This window comes from Micromonospora sp. GCM10011541, assembly GCF_042650725.1.
Taxonomy (GTDB): domain Bacteria; phylum Actinomycetota; class Actinomycetes; order Mycobacteriales; family Micromonosporaceae; genus Micromonospora; species Micromonospora sicca.
This window is the reverse complement of record NZ_JBHSBP010000074.1, coordinates 15,678-33,341: the sequence shown is the minus strand read 5'-3', so window position 1 is coordinate 33,341 and position 17,664 is coordinate 15,678. Positions and strand designations below refer to the sequence as shown.

Genomic DNA, 17,664 nt, shown 5'->3' with positions numbered 1-17,664 from the left:
GCGGTTGGACCGGGCTCAGCCCTCCGGGCGGCCGTCCCGGGCGGCGAAGTCGCCGTCCAGGTCGTCGCGGGGCTCGTCGAGCGGCTCGCCCCCGCTGCCGCGGGAGGCGCGCTCCTGCTGCCGGCGTTCCAGCTTGTGCCGGCGCTGTGCCGCCTCGTCCAGCTCCTCGGCGAGCCGGGCCAGCTCGGAGCGGAGGAAGTCCCGGGTGGCCACCTCGCCCATCGCGATCCGCAGCGCGGCGATCTCCCGGGCCAGGTACTCGGTGTCCGCCTTCTGCGCGGTGGCCCGCCGCCGGTCCTCCTCCAGCGCCACCCGGTCCCGGTCCGCCTGCCGGTTCTGCGCGAGCAGGATCAGCGGCGCCGCGTACGAGGCCTGCAACGACAGCACCAGGGTCAGGAACGTGAAGGTGTACGGGTCGAAGCGCAGGTCGGGCGGGGCGAGGGTGTTCCAGGCGAACCAGGCCGCGATCACCACGGTCATGTAGACGATGAAGTTCGCGGTGCCCATGCCCCGGGCGATGCCCTCGGACCACCGGCCGAACGCCTCCGGGTCGAACCGGGGCAGCTTGACGCCCCGGGGCTCGCGCGGCTGGTCCAGCCGCTCGGCCCGCCGCTGGTCACTCATTGGCGCCGTCCGGCCCGGTGTGGGCGGCGGGCGGGGCCGGTACGGCGTCCCGGTCCCGCCAGTCGCGGGGCAGTGAGTGGTCCAGCACGTCGTCCACGGTGACCGCGCCGACCAGCCGCATGCTGCGGTCGACCACCGGCATGGCGACCAGGTCGTAGGTGGCCATCCGGCGGGTGATCTCGGGCAGCGGCGTGGTCGGCCGGAGCGGGTCGATGTCGTTGACCACCACCCCGCCGAGCAGGTCCGCCGGGGGCTCGCGGAGCAGCCGCTGGAAGTGGACCATGCCCAGGTAGCGGCCGGTGGGGGTGGTCAGCGGCGCCCGGGTCACGAAGACCTGCGCGGCCACGGCGGGGGAGAGCTGTTCCTCCCGGATCCGGGCGAGCGCCTCCGCGACGGTGGCGTCCGGCGGCAGGATCACCGGCTCCGACGTCATCACGCTGCCGGCCGTGCCCGAGGCGTACCGCAGCAGCTGACGGACCGGGTCGGCCTCGTCCGGCTCCATCAGGTCGAGCAGCACGTCCTGCTCCGGCGGGGGCAGCTCGTTGAGCAGGTCGGCGGCGTCGTCCGGGTCCATCTCCTCCAGCACATCCGCGGCGCGTTCCCGGTCCAGCGCGGCCAGGATCTCCACCTGGTCGTGCTCGGGCAGTTCGCTGAGCACGTCGGCCAGCCGCTCGTCGTCCAGCGCGGCCGCCACCTCGTTGCGCCGGGCGTCGGGCAGGTCCTGCAGGGCGTTGGCCAGGTCGGCGGGGCGCATGTCCTCCAGCACGGCGAGCAGGTTGGCCGTACCCCGGTTGGCGGCGATGTCGCTCAGGCCGCGCACCCGGTCCCATTCGACCTGGTGCAGGTGCCCACGGCGGGTGAGCCGGCCGGTGTGTTCGCGGACCGCGACCCGGGTCAGTGCCCACTCGCCGCCCCGGCTGTGCTCCATCGCCACGTCGACCACCGTGCCCGCCTGGCCGCCCGGCTCCAGCTGCACCCGCCGGTCGAGCAGCTCCTGGAGCACCAGCAGCTCGTTCGGGCGCTTCTCGAAGCGGCGCAGGTTGAGGGTGCCGCTGCCGAGCACGACGGCGTCCGCGTCGATGGAGGTGATCCGGTTGATGGAGAGGAAGATCCGCCGCCGCATCGGCATCTCGGCGACCAGCCCCACCACCTCGGGCGGACGTTGGGTCGGCCGGAGCCGGGCCACCGCGTCGCGCACCCGGCCCACCTGGTCACCGTTCGGGTCGAAGACGGCGACTCCGGCGAGTCGGGCGATGTAGACCCGGTTCGGCGTGCTCACGGGCACCAGCCTAAGCGCCTAGTGTTTATCAACATGTCGACCTTGGCCTACGAGATCGTGGACGTCTTCACCGATCGCCCCTTTGCCGGCAACCCGCTGGCCGTGGTGTTCGGCGCCGAAGGGCTGGCCACCGAGCAGATGCAGGCGCTCGCGCTGGAGTTCAACCTGTCCGAGACGGTGTTCGTGCTGTCGCCCACTCAGGTCGGGGCGACCTACCGCGCGCGGATCTTCACCCCGGCCGAGGAGCTGCCGTTCGCCGGGCATCCGAGCGTCGGCGCCGCGGTCACCGCCAGCCGCCGCGGCATGTTCGAGGTGGGCCGGGTCACCCAGGAGTGCGGCGCGGGCGTGCTGCCGATCGAGGTGACCGCGACGGGCGCGACGCTCACCGGCGGCTCGCCCACCCTCGGGCCCGAGCTGGATCCGGAGCCGCTGCTGGAGATGGCCGGCCTCACCGCCGCCGACCACGCCGGCCCCGCGCCGCGGGTGGCCGGCTGCGGCCTGGAGTTCCCCTACCTTCCGGTACGTCCCGACGCGGTGGCCCGCGCCCGGGTGAACGCGGCGGCGGCGGAGCGGTACGGCGTGGAGCACGTCAGCGTCTTCTCCTGGGACGCCGACACGCAAACCGCGCACGCCCGGGTCTTCGTGCCGGGCCTCGGCGTGCCGGAGGACCCGGCGACCGGTTCGGCCGCCCTCGGGCTGGGCGTCTGGCTGGTCGCCAGCGGGCTGCTGCCCGGCGAGGGCCGCTCGGAGTACGGCGTCCGCCAGGGCGTCGAGATCCACCGGCCGTCCGCGCTGGCCTGCACGGTCACCGCGGCGGGCGGGGTGGCGGTGGGCGCGACGGTGGCCGGCCAGGTGATGCCGGTGGCGCGCGGCGAGATCGCGGTCCCGCCCTTCGTGGGCTGACCGGGCCACCGGAGCCGCCCACGACGCCGGGGTGGGCGATAGCGTGCGGCTGACGGTCCCCGCCGGCCCGGCCGGCGGCGTACGAGAGGATGTCCGGGTGACGGACGAGCTGGACGGCCGGGAGACGACGCCGCTGGTCGACGAGGCGGTGAAGAAGGCGGCCGTCTGCTGGGTGAGCGTCGCGGACGGGCCGGCGTACGGGCTGTGGTGCCTGCCGCTCGACGGCGCGCTCCTCGTGGTCACCGGGCCCGGCGAGCAGTCCGCGCCCGGCCTGGCCGACGCCACCGAGGCCCGGGTCACCCTGCGCGGCGACCACGGCGGACGGATCGTCACCTGGCCGGCCCGGGTGACCCGGCTGCGGCCCGGCACCGAGGAGTGGACCACGGCCGCGCCGCTGGTCGCGGCGAAGCGGCTGAACGCGCCCGGTCCCTCGGCCGGCCTGGTCGACCGCTGGGCGGCCGAGGGCTGCGCGCTGAACCGGCTGACGCCGGCCGGCGCGCCCGCCACGGGCGCCGACCTGCCCGCGGAGTCGCTGGCGGAGGAGCCCCGGCCGGCCCCGGTGGTGCGGGCCACGCGCAGCCCGTTCCGGCTGCACAAGGTCCGCCGCCGCTGACCCGGAGCGCCGCCCGGCACCCGACGCACCGGCGCCGGGCGCCCGACGCCGACACCGACGGCCGGGTCAGGGGACGGCGCAGGCGATCGGCTCGACGGCCGGGTCGACCAGTTCGAGCACCTCGGTCAGCGAGGTCAGCACCCGCCCCGCCCAGCCCCGCTCGGCGTTGAAGACCATGTGTCCGGCCAGGTCCGGCGCGGTCAGCCGGGCGGCGGTCATCCCGGCCCGCTGGGCGCCGGTGAGTTCCTGACTGCCGCCGTCGCCCACGTAGAGGCAGTCGGCCGGGGCCAGTTCGAGCCGCCGGCACGCGGCCAGGTAGAGCGCCGGGTCCGGCTTGCAGCGCCCCACCTGGACCGAGAAGACCCGGACGTCCAGCAACGGGGCGATCGCCAGCTGGGGCAGGAACGCCGGCAGCTCGTGGGTGCAGTCGCTGATCAGCCCGGTGCGTACGCCCCGCTGACGCAGCCCGGCCAGCACCGGCACCGCCTCGTCGCGCAGCCGGGTGTCGGCGCGTACGGCCCGGTGGCGGGACGCGACGGCGGCGCGTACCGCCAGGTCCGACGGGTGCACGCCGGCCTGGTCGCAGACCCAGCGCAGGGTCGCCTCGGCGCTGCCGAGCAGCCCGCTGGCCCGCTGGTAGTAGGTGCGGTCGAGGACCTCGACCAGGGTGTCGCTCGGGCAGCCGAGCAACTCGGCGGTCCAGCGGTGGGCCGCGCCACGCTGCACCGACCGGGTGAGCGTGCCGAAGAAGTCGAACAGCACCGCCTGGAACCTGGGCATGGGGAGCGCCTCCGGGCGTCGAGGGGGGTCGCCGGCGCGGACGGGCATGATCGTAACGGAGTGCTGACGGTCCGTGCTGTCCGGTGTCGTGTGAGGATTGCTCTCCGTGTCCTCCGTTCCGCACCGCCCGCCCCTGGACCCGCTGACCGTCGGCGTGGTCGTGGTCGCCGTCGCGGCCGTCTCGTCCTCCGCCCCGCTGATCGCCTTCGCGGCCGCCCCCGCCCTCGCGGTGGCGTTCTGGCGGAACCTGCTGTCGGTGGCCGTGCTCGGCCCGTTCTCGCTGGTCCGGCGGCGGGCGGAGTTCCGCGCGCTGGCCGTCGGCGCCGGCCGGCGGGAGGGGCTGTATTGCGTACTGTCCGGGGTGGCGCTGGCCGCGCACTTCGCCACCTGGATGCCGAGCGCACAGCTCACCTCGGTCGCCGCGGCCACCGCGCTGGGCGCGACGCAGCCGGTGTGGCAGGGGCTGATCGCCCGCTGGCAGGGGCGGCGCCTGCCACCGGCGGTGTGGGCGGGCATCGCGGTGGCGGTGGTCGGGGCGGGGCTGGCCACCGGGGCCGACTTCGGCGCCTCCGGCCGGGCCTTCGCCGGTGACCTGCTCGCCGTGACGGGTGGGATGTTCGCCGCCGTCTACACCGCCTTCGGCGAGCGGGCCCGGGCCACCATCAGCACCACCACCTACACCACCATCTGCTACGGGGTCTGTTCGCTGATCCTGCTGGTGGTCTGCCTGGTCGGCGGGGTACGCCTGCACGGCTACGACGGCGGCACCTGGCTGGCCATCCTGGCCCTGGTGGCCGGCGCGCAGCTGCTCGGCCACTCGATGTTCAACTACGCCCTGCGCCGGATCTCCGCCACCACGGTCAGCGTGCTGATCCTGCTGGAGGCCCCGGGCGCGGCCCTGATCGGCTGGGTGTGGCTGGGCCAGCTGCCTCGGCCGCTGGCGCTGCCCGGCCTGGCCCTGCTGCTGGCCGGCGTCGTCGTGGTGGTCCTCGCCGGCGCCCGTGCCCCCCGCCGAGCCGCCCCGGTGCCCCTGCCCGCCGACCCCGCACCCCTCGCCGACTGAGCCCCGCCGACCTCCCCTGAGGCGGCTCCGCGGATTCCGCCAAGAGTGGCCATTCCCCAGCCGGAGGGGCGGCTTTCCGTGAAAGTGCGGGGGGAGGGGGTGGGAATGGCGCAGGAGCGGGCGGGCGACGACGAGGCCGAGCGCGGCACCGTCGTCACGCCCTCGGCCGAGTTTCCCCCGCTGGCGCCGGACGAGCGGGCGGCGCTGCGCCGGATCGGCGACCGCTGGCGCAGCCCGCGCCGGCCGGACGAGCTGCCGGTCGACCCGACGCTGGGCCGCCACGGGCGCCGGCCGGCGCCGAGCCGTTTCGGCCGGCTGGCGCCGATCGAGATGTTCATCGTCGAGAAGCCGGACGAACTGGTCGCCACCGAGCCGGCACAGTTGCCCGGCTCCCGGCTGGGGCGCGGGTTGACCCGGCTCCGGCAGGCGCTCTTCGGCCCGCCGCTGCGCAGCTCCGCCGTGCTGTACGAGCGGATGCGGAAGCTCGTCGCCCTGCCGGTCCTCTCCTCGGACCTGCTCAGTTCGGTCGCGTACGGACCGGAGGCGATGCTGACCGTGCTGGTGCTGGCCGGCGGCGGTGCGCTCGGGCTCTCCCTGCCGCTGGCCGCCCTGCTGGTCGTGCTGATGATCGGCGTCGGGCTGTCGTACCGGCAGACCATCCCGGCCTATCCGCACGGTGCCGGCTCCTACATCGTCGCCGGTGACAACCTCGGCGCCACGGCGGGGCTCGCCGCCGCGGCCGGACTGATGCTCGACTACGTGCTGACCGTCTCGGTGTCGGTGGCGGCCGGCGTGCACGCGGTCACCTCGGCGCTGCCCGGGATGGCCCCGGCCACCGTGCCGCTGGGCGTGCTGGTGATCGCGGTGCTGCTGGCCGGGAACCTGCGCGGGGTCCGTACCGCCGGCAACATCTTCGTGCTGCCCACGTACGCCTTCGTGGCCACCCTCGCGGCGCTGCTGGTGGTCGGTTACCTGCGCGCGGCGGGCCGGGGGTTCGCGCCACCGTCCCCGCCGGCGGTGCCGGCGGCGGAGGGCCTCGGGCTGCTGCTGGTGCTGCGCGCGTTCGCCTCGGGTGCGGTGTCGATGACCGGCATCGAGGCGGTGTCGAACGCGGTGCCGGCGTTCCGCCCGACCGAGTGGCGCAACGCCCGCACCGCGCTGGGCTGGATGGTCGGCATGCTGGTGGTCCTCTTCGCCGGGCTGGTCGTCCTGATCCACCTGACCGGCCTGGTGCCCCGGCCAGGCGAGACCCTGCTCTCCCAGCTCGGCCGGGTCACCTTCCCCACCGGCCCGTGGTACCCCCTGCTCCAGGCCACCACCGCGCTGATCCTGCTGCTGGCGGCGAACACCGCGTTCAACGACTTCCCCCGGCTGCTCTTCTTCATGGCCCGGGAGGGGCACGCCCCCCGCCGGTTCCTCCACATGGGTGACCGGCTGGCGTTCAGCAACGGACTGGTCGCGCTCTCCCTCGCGGCGACGGTCATCTTCGTGGTGTTCGGCGGGCACACCGAGTCGCTGATCCCGCTCTACGCGGTCGGGGTCTTCCTCGCCTTCACCCTGTCCCAGGCCGGCATGGTGGTGCACTGGCGACGCCGGCGCGGCCGGGGCTGGCGGCACCGGCTGGCGTTGAACGCCGTCGGCGCCGCGCTCTCCGGGCTGGTGCTGGTGACCGCCGCGGTCGCCAAGTTCACCGAGGGCGCCTGGGTCGTGGTGATCGCCGTGCCCCTGCTGGTGCTGCTCTTCCACCGGATCCAGCGGCACTACGCGGCGCTGCACCGGGCGCTGGCGCTGCACCCGCCGCCGGCCGCCGGGTCCGCGGCCCGCGCCGGGCCCGCCGAGGGCGAGGAGCTGCCCCAGGAGGTACGCCACCTGGTGATCGTGCCGGTCGCCCGGCTGAACCGGGCGTCGCTGCGCGCGCTGGCGTACGCGGCCTCGCTGGGCCAGCCGACGCTGGCGGTGCACATCGCCCCGGAGGACGCCGAGGCGGACCGGTTCCGTGAGCAGTGGCGGGCCTGGGGTGACCACGTGCGGCTGGAGACGATCGTGTCGCCGTACCGGACGGTGATCGGGCCGCTGGCGCACTACCTGGAGGCGCTGCACGCCGCCCGGGCCGAGCTGACGCTGACCGTGATCGTGCCGGAGGTGGTGCTGCGTCGCCGCTGGCACCGGCTGCTGCACAGCCGGGCCGAGCAACGGTTGCGGTCCGCGCTGCGGGCGCTGCCGGGAGTGGTGGTCACCAGCGTTCCGGTGCACATCTCCGACTGAGGCTCACAGGTACGCCGCGAAGTGCTCCGCGACCGCCTCGGCGTCCGGCCGCCGCCCGGTCGGTCAGACGTCCCGGACCTCCAGCACCCGGGTGACCGGCGCGGCGTCGCCGAGCACGGCGCGCAGCGCGGCCCGTTCCGGGTCGGCGAGGAACGACCCGTAGCCGGCCCGGGTGGCGAATCGGATCACGTGCACCTCGCTCCGCCCGTCGCCGGTGCGCAGCCGCCGCTCCAGCCGCCCGTCGTGCCGCCCGAGCAGGGCGAGCACCGTGTCCTCGTACCGCTGGCCGGCCTCGACCGCGTCGGTGCCGAACTCCACCAGGGCGACCAGCCGCACCGCGGCGGCCGGGTCGTGCCCCAGTGACTTCCAGAAGTGGTGGTCGACGTGGCCGCCCGGGATGCCGTCCCGGATCCCGGTGTCGGAGTAGCCGTGCCGCCGGTAGAAGTCCGGCGCCTGGAAGGAGAACGACGACAGCGAGACCTCGGTGCAGCCCCGCCGCCGGGCCTCCTCCTCGGCGGCCCGCAGCATCCGGCCACCCCAGCCCTGGTGCCGGCGGTCCGCCCGCACCCACAGCGTGTTGACGCCCGCGCGGCCGCCCCAGGTCCAGCCGGTCAGCCCGCCGACCAGCTCCCCGTCCGGTCCGGTGACCCGCACCGACAGGTCGGCCTCGTCGTCCGCACCGGTCGCCGCGTTGTTGTAGGCGGTCAGTTCCCGTTCGAGCCGGGCCGACAGTTCCGCGTCCGCGCCGCCCACCCGCAGCTCTCCGGCCGGCACTCCGGTCTCGGCGTCGCCGGTCGGCCGGCCTCGGTGCGCCGCGCGCCGGTGGGGTCTCCCGTCGTCATGCGGCGGAGTGTCCCAGCGGGACGGACCGCTGCGACACCGGAAAACCCGTCAGCCGTCGATGCCGACGGCCATGGCGCTGGCCGTCCAGAGCCGGGCGGCGAGCCGGGGGTCGGCCGCCTTGGGGAGCGGCCGGCGCGGTCGCCGGTCGTGGTAGTAGCCGCCGTCGATCAGCCGGGACGGGTCCTGGTCGGCCAGCCAGACCAGCGTCTCCGCGCCCTTCTCCGGACTGCGGAACGGCAGCAGCCGCATGCCCAGCCCGACCAGCCGGCTCTCGTTGCCGAACCTGGTCCGCACCACCCCGGGGTGGAACGAGTACGCCGGCACGTCCGGCCAGCGCCGCGCCGCCTCGGCGGTGAACAGGATGTTCGCCTGCTTGCTGGTCCCGTACGCCCGCATCGGCCGGTAGCGGCGCAGCGCGGCGTTGAGGTCGTCGGGGTCGAGCGCCCCGCTGCGGTGCGCGCCGGAGGCGGTGACCACCATCCGCCCGATCCGGTCGGCGAGCAGGTTGCTGAGCAGGAACGGGGCCAGATGGTTGGCCTGCATGCTCAGTTCGAAACCGTCGACCGTGGTCACCGGCTGGAGCACGATGGCGCCGGCGTTGTTGGCCAGCACGTCGATCCGGTCGTACGACTCCCGCAGTCGCTCGGCGAGCCGGCGGACGTCGTCGAGGACGGCGAAGTCCGCGCGGAACAGTTCCGGGCGCTCGCCGGCGTACTCGCGGACCCGGTCCCCGGCCGACTGGAGGCGGGCCGGGTCCCGGCCGACCAGCACCACCCGGTCGCCCCGGCGCGCCAGGTCGACGGCGGCCGCCAGCCCGATGCCGGAGCTGGCGCCCGTCACCACCACGGTCCGACGGTCAGTGAGATCTTCCACAGGTCCATTCACCCCGGTCACGGCACGAGGTTACCGTGACGTCACCACGCCCTTTGGGATCGTTAAGTTCTCGGCCTTTCATTCAGTTGGCGTCGGCGTGCCCGCCGGACGCTGGAAGGAGCGCATCCATGGCCGCTGTCGGTCGCCCCCGCCGGTCCTGCCTCGCGGTACCCGGTTCCAGCGTCAAGATGCTCGGCAAGGCCCAGGGCCTGCCGGCCGACCAGGTCTTCCTGGACCTGGAGGACGCGGTCGCCCCGCTGGCCAAGCCGGACGCCCGGAAGAACATCGTCGCCGCCCTGAACGAGGGTGACTGGGCCGGCAAGACCCGGGTGGTCCGGGTGAACGACCTGACCACGCCGTGGACCTACCGGGACGTGATCGAGGTGGTCGAGGGCGCCGGCGCGAACCTGGACTGCATCATGCTGCCCAAGGTGCAGAACGCCGCCCAGGTGCAGTGGCTGGACCTGACGCTGACCCAGATCGAGAAGACGCTCGGCCTGGAGGTGGGCCGGATCGGCATCGAGGCGCAGATCGAGAACGCGGCCGGCCTGGTCAACGTCGACGCCATCGCGGCGGCCTCCCCGCGGGTGGAGACCATCATCTTCGGGCCGGCCGACTTCATGGCGTCGATCAACATGAAGTCGCTGGTGGTCGGCGCGCTGATCCCGGACTACCCGGGCGACCCGTACCACTACATCCTGATGCGGATCCTGATGGCCGCTCGGATGCACGACAAGCAGGCCATCGACGGCCCGTTCCTGCAGATCCGGGACGTCGACGCGTTCCGCGAGGTGGCCAAGCGCTCGGCGGCGCTCGGCTTCGACGGCAAGTGGGTGCTGCACCCGGGCCAGATCGACGCGGCCAACGAGGTCTACTCCCCGGCCCAGGCCGACTATGACCACGCGGAGTTGATCCTCGACGCGTACGAGCACTACACCTCGGAGGCGGGCGGCAAGCTCGGCGCGGTGATGCTCGGCGACGAGATGATCGACGAGGCGTCCCGCAAGATGGCCCTGGTGATCGCCGCCAAGGGTCGTGCGGCGGGGATGACCCGTACCTCGAGCTTCACTCCGCCCTCGGAGTGAGCGGGGGTCGCCCCCGTGCGGCGCGGCGGAGGGCCGTCCCGGTCGACCGGGACGGCCCTTCCGTCGTCAGAAGGTGCTGCTGCCGCTCGTGTCGCCGTTGGCGATCGCCAGCACGATGATCACGACGTAGAAGGCGATCAGCAGCGCCAGCAGGACGGTGAGGATCCAGCCGACGATGATGGCTGCCTTGGCCATCCCCTCGCCCTGTTCGCCGGTCTCGCGGATCTGCTTGCGGGCCACGTGACCGAGGATCGCGCCGATCGGCGCGGTGATGCAGGAGGCGAAGCCGACCAGCGAGAGCACCAGCGCCACGATGGCCAGGGTGTTGGTCTTCGCCGCGGCCGGGTAGCCGTACCCCGGGTAGCCCGGCGGCGGGTAGCCGGCCGCCGCGTACGGGTCGGCCGTCGACTGCCCGCCCGGCATTCCGGCGTACGGGTTGGTCGGGGCGTACGGGTCGGCGGAGGTCGGCTGGGTGGGGATCTGGCCGCCCATCGCAAGGGTCGGATCGGCGGGTGGCGTGGACTGCTGGCCGGGGACCGACGGGTCGTGCCAACCACCGGACGGCGGGGGATAGCTCATCAGGCTTCATCTCCGTTGGATGCGGGTGCGCGCCGTCAGGGTAGCCACGCGCGTGCAAAACGGTGCACCCCCTTTCCGGGTGCCGCGTTGCCGGGAAGGTCCACAGCGGGCAGGATCGCGGCATGGCACATGACGCGCGTGGTGGCCGACCGAGACGGGACGTGAGCCGTCCGGGCCTGGCCCGGCGCAGCCGCGGCACCGCCCCGGCGGGCTCCGCCGACCAGGACCAGCCGGCGCCGCTCGCCGAGCCGGTCACCATGCGCCTCGACGGCCGGGTCGCCCTGGTCACCGGGGCCGGCAGTCCGGACGGCATCGGCTACGCCACCGCCCGCCGGCTGGCCGACCTGGGGGCCCGGGTCGCGATCGTCTCCACCACCCGGCGGATCCACGAGCGGGCCGGCGAGCTGGGCGTGACCGGCTTCGTGGCCGACCTGACCGACGAGGCGGAGGTGGGCGCGCTCGCCGACGCGGTGGCCGAGCAGCTCGGCGACGTCGAGGTCCTGGTCAACAACGCCGGCCTGGCCAGCCGGGCCAGCCCGGAGGTGCTGCGGCCGGTGGTCCAGCTCAGCTACGACGAGTGGCGCGGCGAGATCGACCGGAACCTGACCACGGCGTTCCTGTGCAGCCGGGCGTTCATCAGCGGGATGGCCGAGCGCGGCTGGGGTCGGATCGTCAACCTGGCGGCGACCGCCGGCGCGGTCAACGCGTTGCCGACCGAGGCCGCGTACGCGGCGGCGAAGGCGGGCGTGGTGGGGCTGACCCGGGCCCTGGCGATGGAGATGATCGCCGACGGGGTGACCGTCAACGCGGTCGCTCCCGGCACCATCTACACGGCGGCGTCCACCATGGCCGAGATCAAGCAGGGGCTCGGCACCCCGGTCGGCCGTCCGGGCACGCCGGACGAGGTGGCCGCGGCGATCGCCTTCCTCTGCTCGCCGGCCGCCTCGTACATCACCGGGCAGATGCTGGTGGTGGACGGCGGCAACAGCGTCCGCGAGGCGGAGTTCCGCTGACGTCGGGTCAGTAGGAGGTGCCGCTGTCGGAGTTCGCCCAGATGGCGATGGCGATCCAGCCGCAGCAGGCCAGCAGCCCGATCGCGGTGAACACGTAACTCAGCACCAGGCCCCAGGTGGCGAGCTGGGCGCCCTCCTCGCCGGTCTGCCGGATCTGCCGCTTGGCCAGGTGGCCGAGGACGATCCCGGCCGGGGCGAAGACGAAGGCGAAGACCAGCGACAGCACCGCCATCACGTTGGTGCCACCGCCACCACCGCCACCGCCCCCGCCGGGCGGCGGGCCGTACTGGCCGTACGGCGGCTGCGGCGCGTACGGCGGCTGCTGTCCCCACTGCGGCTGCTGCCCGTACGGGTCGTGGTGCGGCGGCTGGCCGTAGGACGGCGGCTCGTACGGCGACGGCGGCTGGTCCGGCTCCCCGGGTGGTGGTTGGGTCACCCTCGCTCGCCCCCTCCGTCGCAGCTCAACGGCCTTCTCTCTTGCGGACGCTACCCGCAGCGGTGAACCTTTTCACAGCGGTTGTGTGGACTGGTCACCTTGGCCTCGCCGGTCGCGGGACCGATACTGACCCAGCGTTCAGTTACCCACGAGTAATGCGCCGATCCCCCGGAGGCTGAGATGGCCCGACTCGCCCAGACGCCCGGCCTGACCGATGTGCAGCGGTCGATCCTGGAAACCGTCCGGGAGTTCGCCGACAAGGAGATCATTCCGCACGCCCAGCGGCTGGAGCACGCCGACGAGTACCCCACCGACATCCTCGACGGGATGCGCGAGATGGGGCTCTTCGGCCTCACCATCGACGAGGAGTACGGCGGGCTCGGCGAGTCCCTGCTCACGTACGCCCTGGTGGTCGAGGAGCTGTCCCGGGGCTGGATGTCGATCTCCGGCATCGTCAACACCCACTTCATCGTGGCGTACCTGATCTCCCAGCACGGCTCGGCCGAGCAGAAGGCCCGGCTGCTGCCGAGGATGGCCACCGGCGAGGTGCGCGGGGCCTTCTCGATGTCAGAGCCGGAGTGCGGCTCCGACGTCTCGGCGATCAAGTCGAAGGCGGTCCGTGAGGGCGACAACTACGTGCTCAACGGCCAGAAGATGTGGCTGACCAACGGGGCGTACTCCTCGGTGGTGGCCACCCTGGTCAAGACCGACACCGGCGCGGACTCCGTCTACGGCAACATGAGCACCTTCCTGCTGGAGAAGGAGCCCGGCTTCGGCGAGACCGCCCCCGGCCTGACCATCCCCGGCAAGATCGACAAGATGGGCTACAAGGGCGTCGAGACCACCGAGATGGTGCTCGACGGGGTCATCGTCCCGGCCTCCGCCGTCCTCGGTGGCGAGGAGAAGGTCGGCCGCGGTTTCTACCAGATGATGGACGGCATCGAGGTCGGCCGGGTCAACGTGGCCGCCCGCGCCTGCGGCATCTCCATCCGGGCCTTCGAGCTGGCCGTCGCGTACGCCCAGCAGCGCCGGACCTTCGGCCAGCCGCTCGCCAGGCACCAGGCCATCGCGTTCAAGCTCGCCGAGATGGGCACCAAGATCGAGGCCGCGCACTCGCTCATGGTCAACGCGGCCCGGCTCAAGGACGCCGGCCAGCGCAACGACGTCGAGGCCGGCATGGCGAAGCTGCTCGCCTCCGAGTACTGCGCCGAGGTCGTCCAGGAGGCCTTCCGCATCCACGGCGGCTACGGCTACTCCAAGGAGTACGAGATCGAGCGGCTGATGCGGGAGGCCCCGTTCCTGCTCATCGGCGAGGGCACCTCGGAGATCCAGAAGACGATCATCTCCCGTGGGCTGCTCAAGGAGTACAAGCTCTGACCGGTGCGCCGGTCACCCGCCGCCTGGCGGGTGGCCGGCCGCCCCTAGCTGTCCGAGCGGGGAAGCGAGACCGTCAGGTGTCGGCGGGCCAGGGCGACCAGCGCCTGCGGCTCGTCGGCGTAGAGCCGGATCTCGGTGACCGGCTCGCTCGGCCCCTTGGGCAGCGGGACCGAGAGCGGTTCGCGCAGCACGAGGTCGACGCTGGTCTGGCTGGCGGCGCCCATGTTCAGGATCGTCGCCCCGTCGTCGTGCTCGACCTGGATGGCCCGGCTGGAGGGCAGCGAGCGGTACCGGGCGTCGACCCGGGCGACGGCCGTCCAGGGCACCAGAAATTCCACCGAGAAGCCGTTGCGGACGCGCAGGCCGGCGGCGTCGGCGACGTGCGGGTGGATCCGCAGGCTGGCGTAGAGGCCGATCATCCAGAGCAGACCCCAGATGCCGAGCGCCAGCGCGGTGTGCCGCACCGATGGCCACGGCACGGTGTGCCGGATGATCAGGTCGAAGATCGGGATTTCGATCGCGGAGAGCCCGATGAAGACACCGAGAATCGGCTTCACCACTCCGAGGTAGCTGAACGTCTCGGCTCCCGGCGCGAGCCCGACGGGCCGGCGCAGCAGCCACCGGCCGAGGCTGCGCCACATGGCCACCTCGTACACGACCGCGCGACGCAGCAACGCGACGGGAAGACTCTGCTTTCGCACGGTCACCTCGCCTTCAGGTCTTTTACATTGCAGTTGCAACGTAACCGGCGAGCCGCAGTATGTCAATGCAGTCGTATTGTGAAAGCATGAGGGCATGCCGAAACGGGTCGACCATCGGGAGCGCCGCGAACTGATCGCCGACGCGCTGATGCGGGTGGCCGCCGAGCACGGGCTGGAAGCGGTCAGCCTGCGGCACGTGGCGACCGAGGCCGGCGTCTCCTCCGGGATGGTGCAGCACTACTTCCGCACCAAGGACGAGATGATGACCTTCGCGCTGTCGGTGGTCCACGAACGCTCCGAGGCGCGGGTGACCCGGGCGGTCGGCGCGCTCGGCGACGCCCCCTCCCCGCGTACGCTGCTGCGGACCATGCTGGTCGAGCTGCTGCCGCTCGACGAGTCCCGTCGGGCGGACGGGCGGGTGGCACTGGCGTTCCTGGCCTACACGGCCGTCCGCCCGACCGTCGCCGCCGCGCTGCACCAGGAGACCGCCGGCCTGCTCGCCTTCGTCGCCGGGCAGATCCGCCTCGCCCAGGAGACCGGGACGGCCGACCGGCGCATCGACCCGGAACGCGCCGCGGCCGGGCTGCTGGCGATCATGGAAGGGCTGGGGGTGTACGTGCTCGGCGGACACTATTCACCGGAGACGGCGCTCACCGCCCTCGACGCCCAACTGGACCTCGTCTTCGGCCCCGACGAGCCGGGAGAGTGACCGGCGCCGGCCGACAGGTTCAGCCGAGCCGGGTCAGCCCGCCGGCGGCCCGTTCCACGATGAGGCACCGGTCCTCGACGTAGTCGATGCCGGCCTCCTCGGCGATCCGCCGCGCCTCGGCCGACACGATCCCCAGCTGCAACCACACCGCCGGGACGCCGATCGCCACCGCCTGCCGCACCACGTCGACCGCGTCCCGGGCGGGCCGGAACACGTCGACCAGGTCGACGGGGTGCGGGATGTCGGCCAGCGACGGGTACGCCTTCTCGCCGAAGAGCTCGTCCACCGTCGGGTTCACCGGGATGATCCGCCAGCCGTACCGCTGCATCTGCAACGGCACGCTGTGCGCGGCCTTGCCCGGGTCGCGGGACGCGCCCACGACGGCGATCACGGCGGAGTCGGCGAGGATCTGCTGAGCGGTACGCACCCCGCGACTGTAGCCCCGGGCCGCCCTCAGAGCAGGGTGAGTTGCTCGGACGGCGTCTGCGGGGCGGGCTCGGGCAGCCGTCGGTTGTCGCCGACCTCGGCCCGGTGCAACCCGTGCCGGCGGGCCGCGATCCGCACCCGCGCGGTCAGTTCCCGCTGGTACGCCTGCGGCGCGTACGCGCCCGCCCGGTAGAGCTGGCGGTAGCGGGGGACCAGGTGCGGGAACTGGCGGGCCAGCCAGTGCGCGTACCACTCGCGGGCGCCGGGGCGCAGGTGCAGGGCGAGCGGCGTCACGCTGGTCGCCCCGGCGGTGGCGACCGCCGACACGGTCGCCTCGATCGACTCGTCGTCGTCGCTGAGCCCGGGCAGGATCGGTGCCATCAGCACCCCCACCTCGAACCCGGCGTCGGTGAGCTGGCGGACGGCGTCCAGCCTTCGCCGTGGGCTCGGGGTGCCCGGCTCGACCGCGCGCCACAGCTCCTCGTCGACGAAGCCCACCGAGAAGGAGAGGCCGACCCGGGTGACCTCGGCGGCCTGACGCAGCAGCGGCAGATCCCGCAGGATCAGCGTGCCCTTGGTCAGGATCGAGAACGGGTTGGCGAAGTCGCGCAGCGCCTCGATGATCGGCGGCATCAGCCGGTAACGCCCCTCGGCCCGCTGGTAGCAGTCCACGTTGGTGCCCATCGCGACGTGCGCGCCGCGCCAGCGCGGGGCGGCCAGCTCGCGCCGGACCAGCTCACCGGCGTTGACCTTGACGATCACCTTCCGGTCGAAGTCCGCCCCGGCATCCAGATCCAGATAGGTGTGGGTGTTGCGGGCGAAGCAGTTGTGGCTGACCACGCCGTTGGCGATGAAGTCGCCGGTGCCCGTGGTGATGTCCCACAGCGGAAGCTCCAGCCCGAGCGACTCGATGCTCACCACCCGCAGGGCTGCCTGGCCCTCGAGTGCCGCGCCCTCGATCGACCGTTTGCGGGTGATCGCCGGATCGGTCAGATGGAAGAAGCGCAGCCTTTCCGGCAGACCACCGGTCAGCCGGATCCGGCGCACCCGGTTGGGCAGTCCGGGGTCCTCGAGCACCGAGGTGAACCCGAAATGACGAAGGGCGTCCGCAGTGTGGCCGAGGATGTCGTCGGCGCCGTTGCTGATCCGGAAGATGCCCCTGCTGCAACTGCCCTCGGCGTCGAAGATGCCGGCCAGGAAGCCGAGTCGCCAGTCGTCGGTCGGCTCCTCTGGCCAGCGGATCAGCTCGGTGATCGCCTCGATGTCGCGTTGCTTCGAGGTGCGGATGGCGGTGATCGCAAGTCTGGTGGCGCTGACCGGCATGAAGGAGAAGCGGTGCGTTTCGACCCCTGCCTCGGAGAGGAAACGCCTCGTCCGGCTCAGCGCCTCGTCGTCGGCCAGGGCCAACCGGAACCGGTGCACCTTTCCGGACGGATATGAACAGCTGCCGAGGTGAGCGTCGCCCCGGACCATGCCGCAGAGGTAGCCCCGCCGGTAGTCGGTCGAGTCCTTGGGGCCGGCGGCGAAGCGGCCGGTGCCGATCAGCCGGTTACTGGTCGTCAGGTAGGGGCGCTGTCCGGCGCCGGCCATGGTGCCGGTCACGTACTTCCAACCCCGGTCGGAGAGGAAGCGGTGGTCGCCGCTCGCCACCAGGGTCGTGCCGTCCTCCAGGGTGACCCGGTAGGCCGGCTTCACCGTCGACCACTTGTCGAGGACGGCGGTGACGACGTAGCGGCGGTAGGCGCCCCGGCGCTCGGTCCCGTAGATCCGGTCGCCCGGCTCCAACTCGCTGATCGGTTTCGTGCGCCCGTCCGCCATCAGGACGGGGGTGTCGCCGGCCAAGCAGTACACACACGCGTGACTGCAGCCCCGGTACGGGTTGATCGTCCACTCGAACGGGACGCGGGACTCCCCGGGCACCCGGTTGATGATCGACTTTGCCCGCACCTCGTAGAAGGTCATCCCGGCGAAGCCCGGGGTGTCGAACGTGCGGGCGATCGCGCCGGGGAGCGCCAGCGGCAGGGGTGGAGCCGCTGGCGCTGCCCCGTCGGGAATCCCCTCGTCCGGGGGAGCGGAGAGGTTCTCCCAGCGCATG

General features: G+C 73.2%; 18 protein-coding genes. 8 read left to right on the top strand and 10 right to left on the bottom strand.

The features are described 5' to 3' along the window. Positions 1–15 precede the first annotated feature (15 nt). Together ACFOYX_RS28485 and ACFOYX_RS28480 are read right to left on the bottom strand one after the other, a co-directional pair. Positions 16–624, bottom strand: a complete 609-nt coding sequence (locus tag ACFOYX_RS28485; protein WP_322439742.1) for a DUF1003 domain-containing protein — start codon at positions 622–624, stop codon at positions 16–18. Continuing rightward, positions 617–1,903, bottom strand: a complete 1,287-nt coding sequence (locus ACFOYX_RS28480; RefSeq protein ID WP_109800044.1) for a magnesium transporter MgtE N-terminal domain-containing protein — start codon at positions 1,901–1,903, stop codon at positions 617–619. Before ACFOYX_RS28480 ends, ACFOYX_RS28485 begins: the two co-directional genes overlap by 8 nt. 33 nt (positions 1,904–1,936) lie before the next feature. Between ACFOYX_RS28480 and ACFOYX_RS28475 the strand changes: the two genes are divergently transcribed. Further along, positions 1,937–2,806, top strand: a complete 870-nt coding sequence (locus tag ACFOYX_RS28475; RefSeq protein ID WP_322439741.1) for a PhzF family phenazine biosynthesis protein — start codon at positions 1,937–1,939, stop codon at positions 2,804–2,806. A 97-nt stretch (positions 2,807–2,903) separates the two neighbouring features. Continuing rightward, the gene (locus tag ACFOYX_RS28470) at positions 2,904–3,419 is read left to right on the top strand and encodes a hypothetical protein (RefSeq protein WP_109800046.1); all 516 of its coding nucleotides are present in this window, start codon (positions 2,904–2,906) and stop codon (positions 3,417–3,419) included. Between the two features lie 66 nt (positions 3,420–3,485). On the opposite strand, the gene ACFOYX_RS28465 is transcribed toward ACFOYX_RS28470, so the two are convergent. Further along, complete coding sequence (locus ACFOYX_RS28465) at positions 3,486–4,199, bottom strand: HAD family hydrolase (protein WP_322439740.1); 714 nt, start codon at positions 4,197–4,199, stop codon at positions 3,486–3,488. A gap of 97 nt (positions 4,200–4,296) precedes the next feature. Here ACFOYX_RS28465 and ACFOYX_RS28460 point away from each other — a divergent pair, with 97 nt between their 5' ends. Together ACFOYX_RS28460 and ACFOYX_RS28455 are read left to right on the top strand one after the other, a co-directional pair. Then, the gene (locus tag ACFOYX_RS28460) at positions 4,297–5,262 is read left to right on the top strand and encodes a DMT family transporter (protein WP_377534548.1); all 966 of its coding nucleotides are present in this window, start codon (positions 4,297–4,299) and stop codon (positions 5,260–5,262) included. 105 nt (positions 5,263–5,367) lie between these two features. Beyond that, positions 5,368–7,527, top strand: a complete 2,160-nt coding sequence (locus ACFOYX_RS28455; protein WP_322439738.1) for an APC family permease — start codon at positions 5,368–5,370, stop codon at positions 7,525–7,527. Between the two features lie 63 nt (positions 7,528–7,590). On the opposite strand, the gene ACFOYX_RS28450 is transcribed toward ACFOYX_RS28455, so the two are convergent. After that, the gene (locus ACFOYX_RS28450; RefSeq protein WP_322439737.1) at positions 7,591–8,301 is read right to left on the bottom strand and encodes a GNAT family N-acetyltransferase; all 711 of its coding nucleotides are present in this window, start codon (positions 8,299–8,301) and stop codon (positions 7,591–7,593) included. A 117-nt stretch (positions 8,302–8,418) separates the two neighbouring features. Next, positions 8,419–9,243, bottom strand: coding sequence for an SDR family NAD(P)-dependent oxidoreductase (locus ACFOYX_RS28445; protein ID WP_322439736.1), 825 nt, complete (start codon positions 9,241–9,243; stop codon positions 8,419–8,421). Between the two features lie 128 nt (positions 9,244–9,371). Here ACFOYX_RS28445 and ACFOYX_RS28440 point away from each other — a divergent pair, with 128 nt between their 5' ends. Next, on the top strand, positions 9,372–10,328 hold the full coding sequence (locus ACFOYX_RS28440; protein WP_322439734.1) for a CoA ester lyase: 957 nt from the start codon (positions 9,372–9,374) through the stop codon (positions 10,326–10,328). Positions 10,329–10,394: 66 nt separating this feature from the next. Here the strand turns inward: ACFOYX_RS28440 and ACFOYX_RS28435 are convergent, their stop codons facing one another. Continuing rightward, a complete protein-coding gene (locus tag ACFOYX_RS28435) occupies positions 10,395–10,907 on the bottom strand; it encodes a DUF4190 domain-containing protein (RefSeq protein WP_322439732.1) in 513 nt (170 codons plus the stop codon). 122 nt (positions 10,908–11,029) lie between these two features. Here ACFOYX_RS28435 and ACFOYX_RS28430 point away from each other — a divergent pair, with 122 nt between their 5' ends. Then, on the top strand, positions 11,030–11,920 hold the full coding sequence (locus ACFOYX_RS28430) for an SDR family NAD(P)-dependent oxidoreductase (RefSeq protein WP_322439731.1): 891 nt from the start codon (positions 11,030–11,032) through the stop codon (positions 11,918–11,920). Positions 11,921–11,927: 7 nt separating this feature from the next. Here the strand turns inward: ACFOYX_RS28430 and ACFOYX_RS28425 are convergent, their stop codons facing one another. Further along, positions 11,928–12,356: a DUF4190 domain-containing protein gene (locus tag ACFOYX_RS28425; RefSeq protein ID WP_322439730.1), complete on the bottom strand. Its 429-nt coding sequence runs from the start codon at positions 12,354–12,356 to the stop codon at positions 11,928–11,930. Between the two features lie 180 nt (positions 12,357–12,536). Between ACFOYX_RS28425 and ACFOYX_RS28420 the strand changes: the two genes are divergently transcribed. Further along, the gene (locus ACFOYX_RS28420; protein WP_322439729.1) at positions 12,537–13,733 is read left to right on the top strand and encodes an acyl-CoA dehydrogenase family protein; all 1,197 of its coding nucleotides are present in this window, start codon (positions 12,537–12,539) and stop codon (positions 13,731–13,733) included. A gap of 44 nt (positions 13,734–13,777) precedes the next feature. On the opposite strand, the gene ACFOYX_RS28415 is transcribed toward ACFOYX_RS28420, so the two are convergent. Next, positions 13,778–14,434, bottom strand: a complete 657-nt coding sequence (locus ACFOYX_RS28415; protein WP_322439728.1) for a PH domain-containing protein — start codon at positions 14,432–14,434, stop codon at positions 13,778–13,780. Between the two features lie 94 nt (positions 14,435–14,528). Between ACFOYX_RS28415 and ACFOYX_RS28410 the strand changes: the two genes are divergently transcribed. After that, the gene (locus ACFOYX_RS28410) at positions 14,529–15,143 is read left to right on the top strand and encodes a TetR family transcriptional regulator C-terminal domain-containing protein (RefSeq protein WP_322439727.1); all 615 of its coding nucleotides are present in this window, start codon (positions 14,529–14,531) and stop codon (positions 15,141–15,143) included. A gap of 19 nt (positions 15,144–15,162) precedes the next feature. Here ACFOYX_RS28410 and ACFOYX_RS28405 read toward each other — a convergent pair whose 3' ends face one another. Then, on the bottom strand, positions 15,163–15,570 hold the full coding sequence (locus tag ACFOYX_RS28405; protein WP_322439726.1) for a CoA-binding protein: 408 nt from the start codon (positions 15,568–15,570) through the stop codon (positions 15,163–15,165). A gap of 26 nt (positions 15,571–15,596) precedes the next feature. Further along, positions 15,597–17,663: an intein-containing Rv2578c family radical SAM protein gene (locus ACFOYX_RS28400; protein WP_322439725.1), complete on the bottom strand. Its 2,067-nt coding sequence runs from the start codon at positions 17,661–17,663 to the stop codon at positions 15,597–15,599. Position 17,664 lies beyond the last annotated feature (1 nt).

Bases quoted from the DNA above. Each gene is read 5' to 3' on its own strand.
- ACFOYX_RS28485 (WP_322439742.1), bottom strand. From the start codon at position 624: ATGAGTGACCAGCGGCGGGCCGAGCGGCTGGACCAGCCGCGCGAGCCC.
- ACFOYX_RS28475 (WP_322439741.1), top strand. From the start codon at position 1,937: ATGTCGACCTTGGCCTACGAGATCGTGGACGTCTTCACCGATCGCCCC.
- ACFOYX_RS28465 (WP_322439740.1), bottom strand. From the start codon at position 4,199: ATGCCCAGGTTCCAGGCGGTGCTGTTCGACTTCTTCGGCACGCTCACC.
- ACFOYX_RS28455 (WP_322439738.1), top strand. From the start codon at position 5,368: ATGGCGCAGGAGCGGGCGGGCGACGACGAGGCCGAGCGCGGCACCGTC.
- ACFOYX_RS28440 (WP_322439734.1), top strand. From the start codon at position 9,372: ATGGCCGCTGTCGGTCGCCCCCGCCGGTCCTGCCTCGCGGTACCCGGT.
- ACFOYX_RS28435 (WP_322439732.1), bottom strand. From the start codon at position 10,907: ATGAGCTATCCCCCGCCGTCCGGTGGTTGGCACGACCCGTCGGTCCCC.
- ACFOYX_RS28430 (WP_322439731.1), top strand. From the start codon at position 11,030: ATGGCACATGACGCGCGTGGTGGCCGACCGAGACGGGACGTGAGCCGT.
- ACFOYX_RS28420 (WP_322439729.1), top strand. From the start codon at position 12,537: ATGGCCCGACTCGCCCAGACGCCCGGCCTGACCGATGTGCAGCGGTCG.
- ACFOYX_RS28410 (WP_322439727.1), top strand. From the start codon at position 14,529: ATGCCGAAACGGGTCGACCATCGGGAGCGCCGCGAACTGATCGCCGAC.
- ACFOYX_RS28400 (WP_322439725.1), bottom strand. From the start codon at position 17,663: ATGCGCTGGGAGAACCTCTCCGCTCCCCCGGACGAGGGGATTCCCGAC.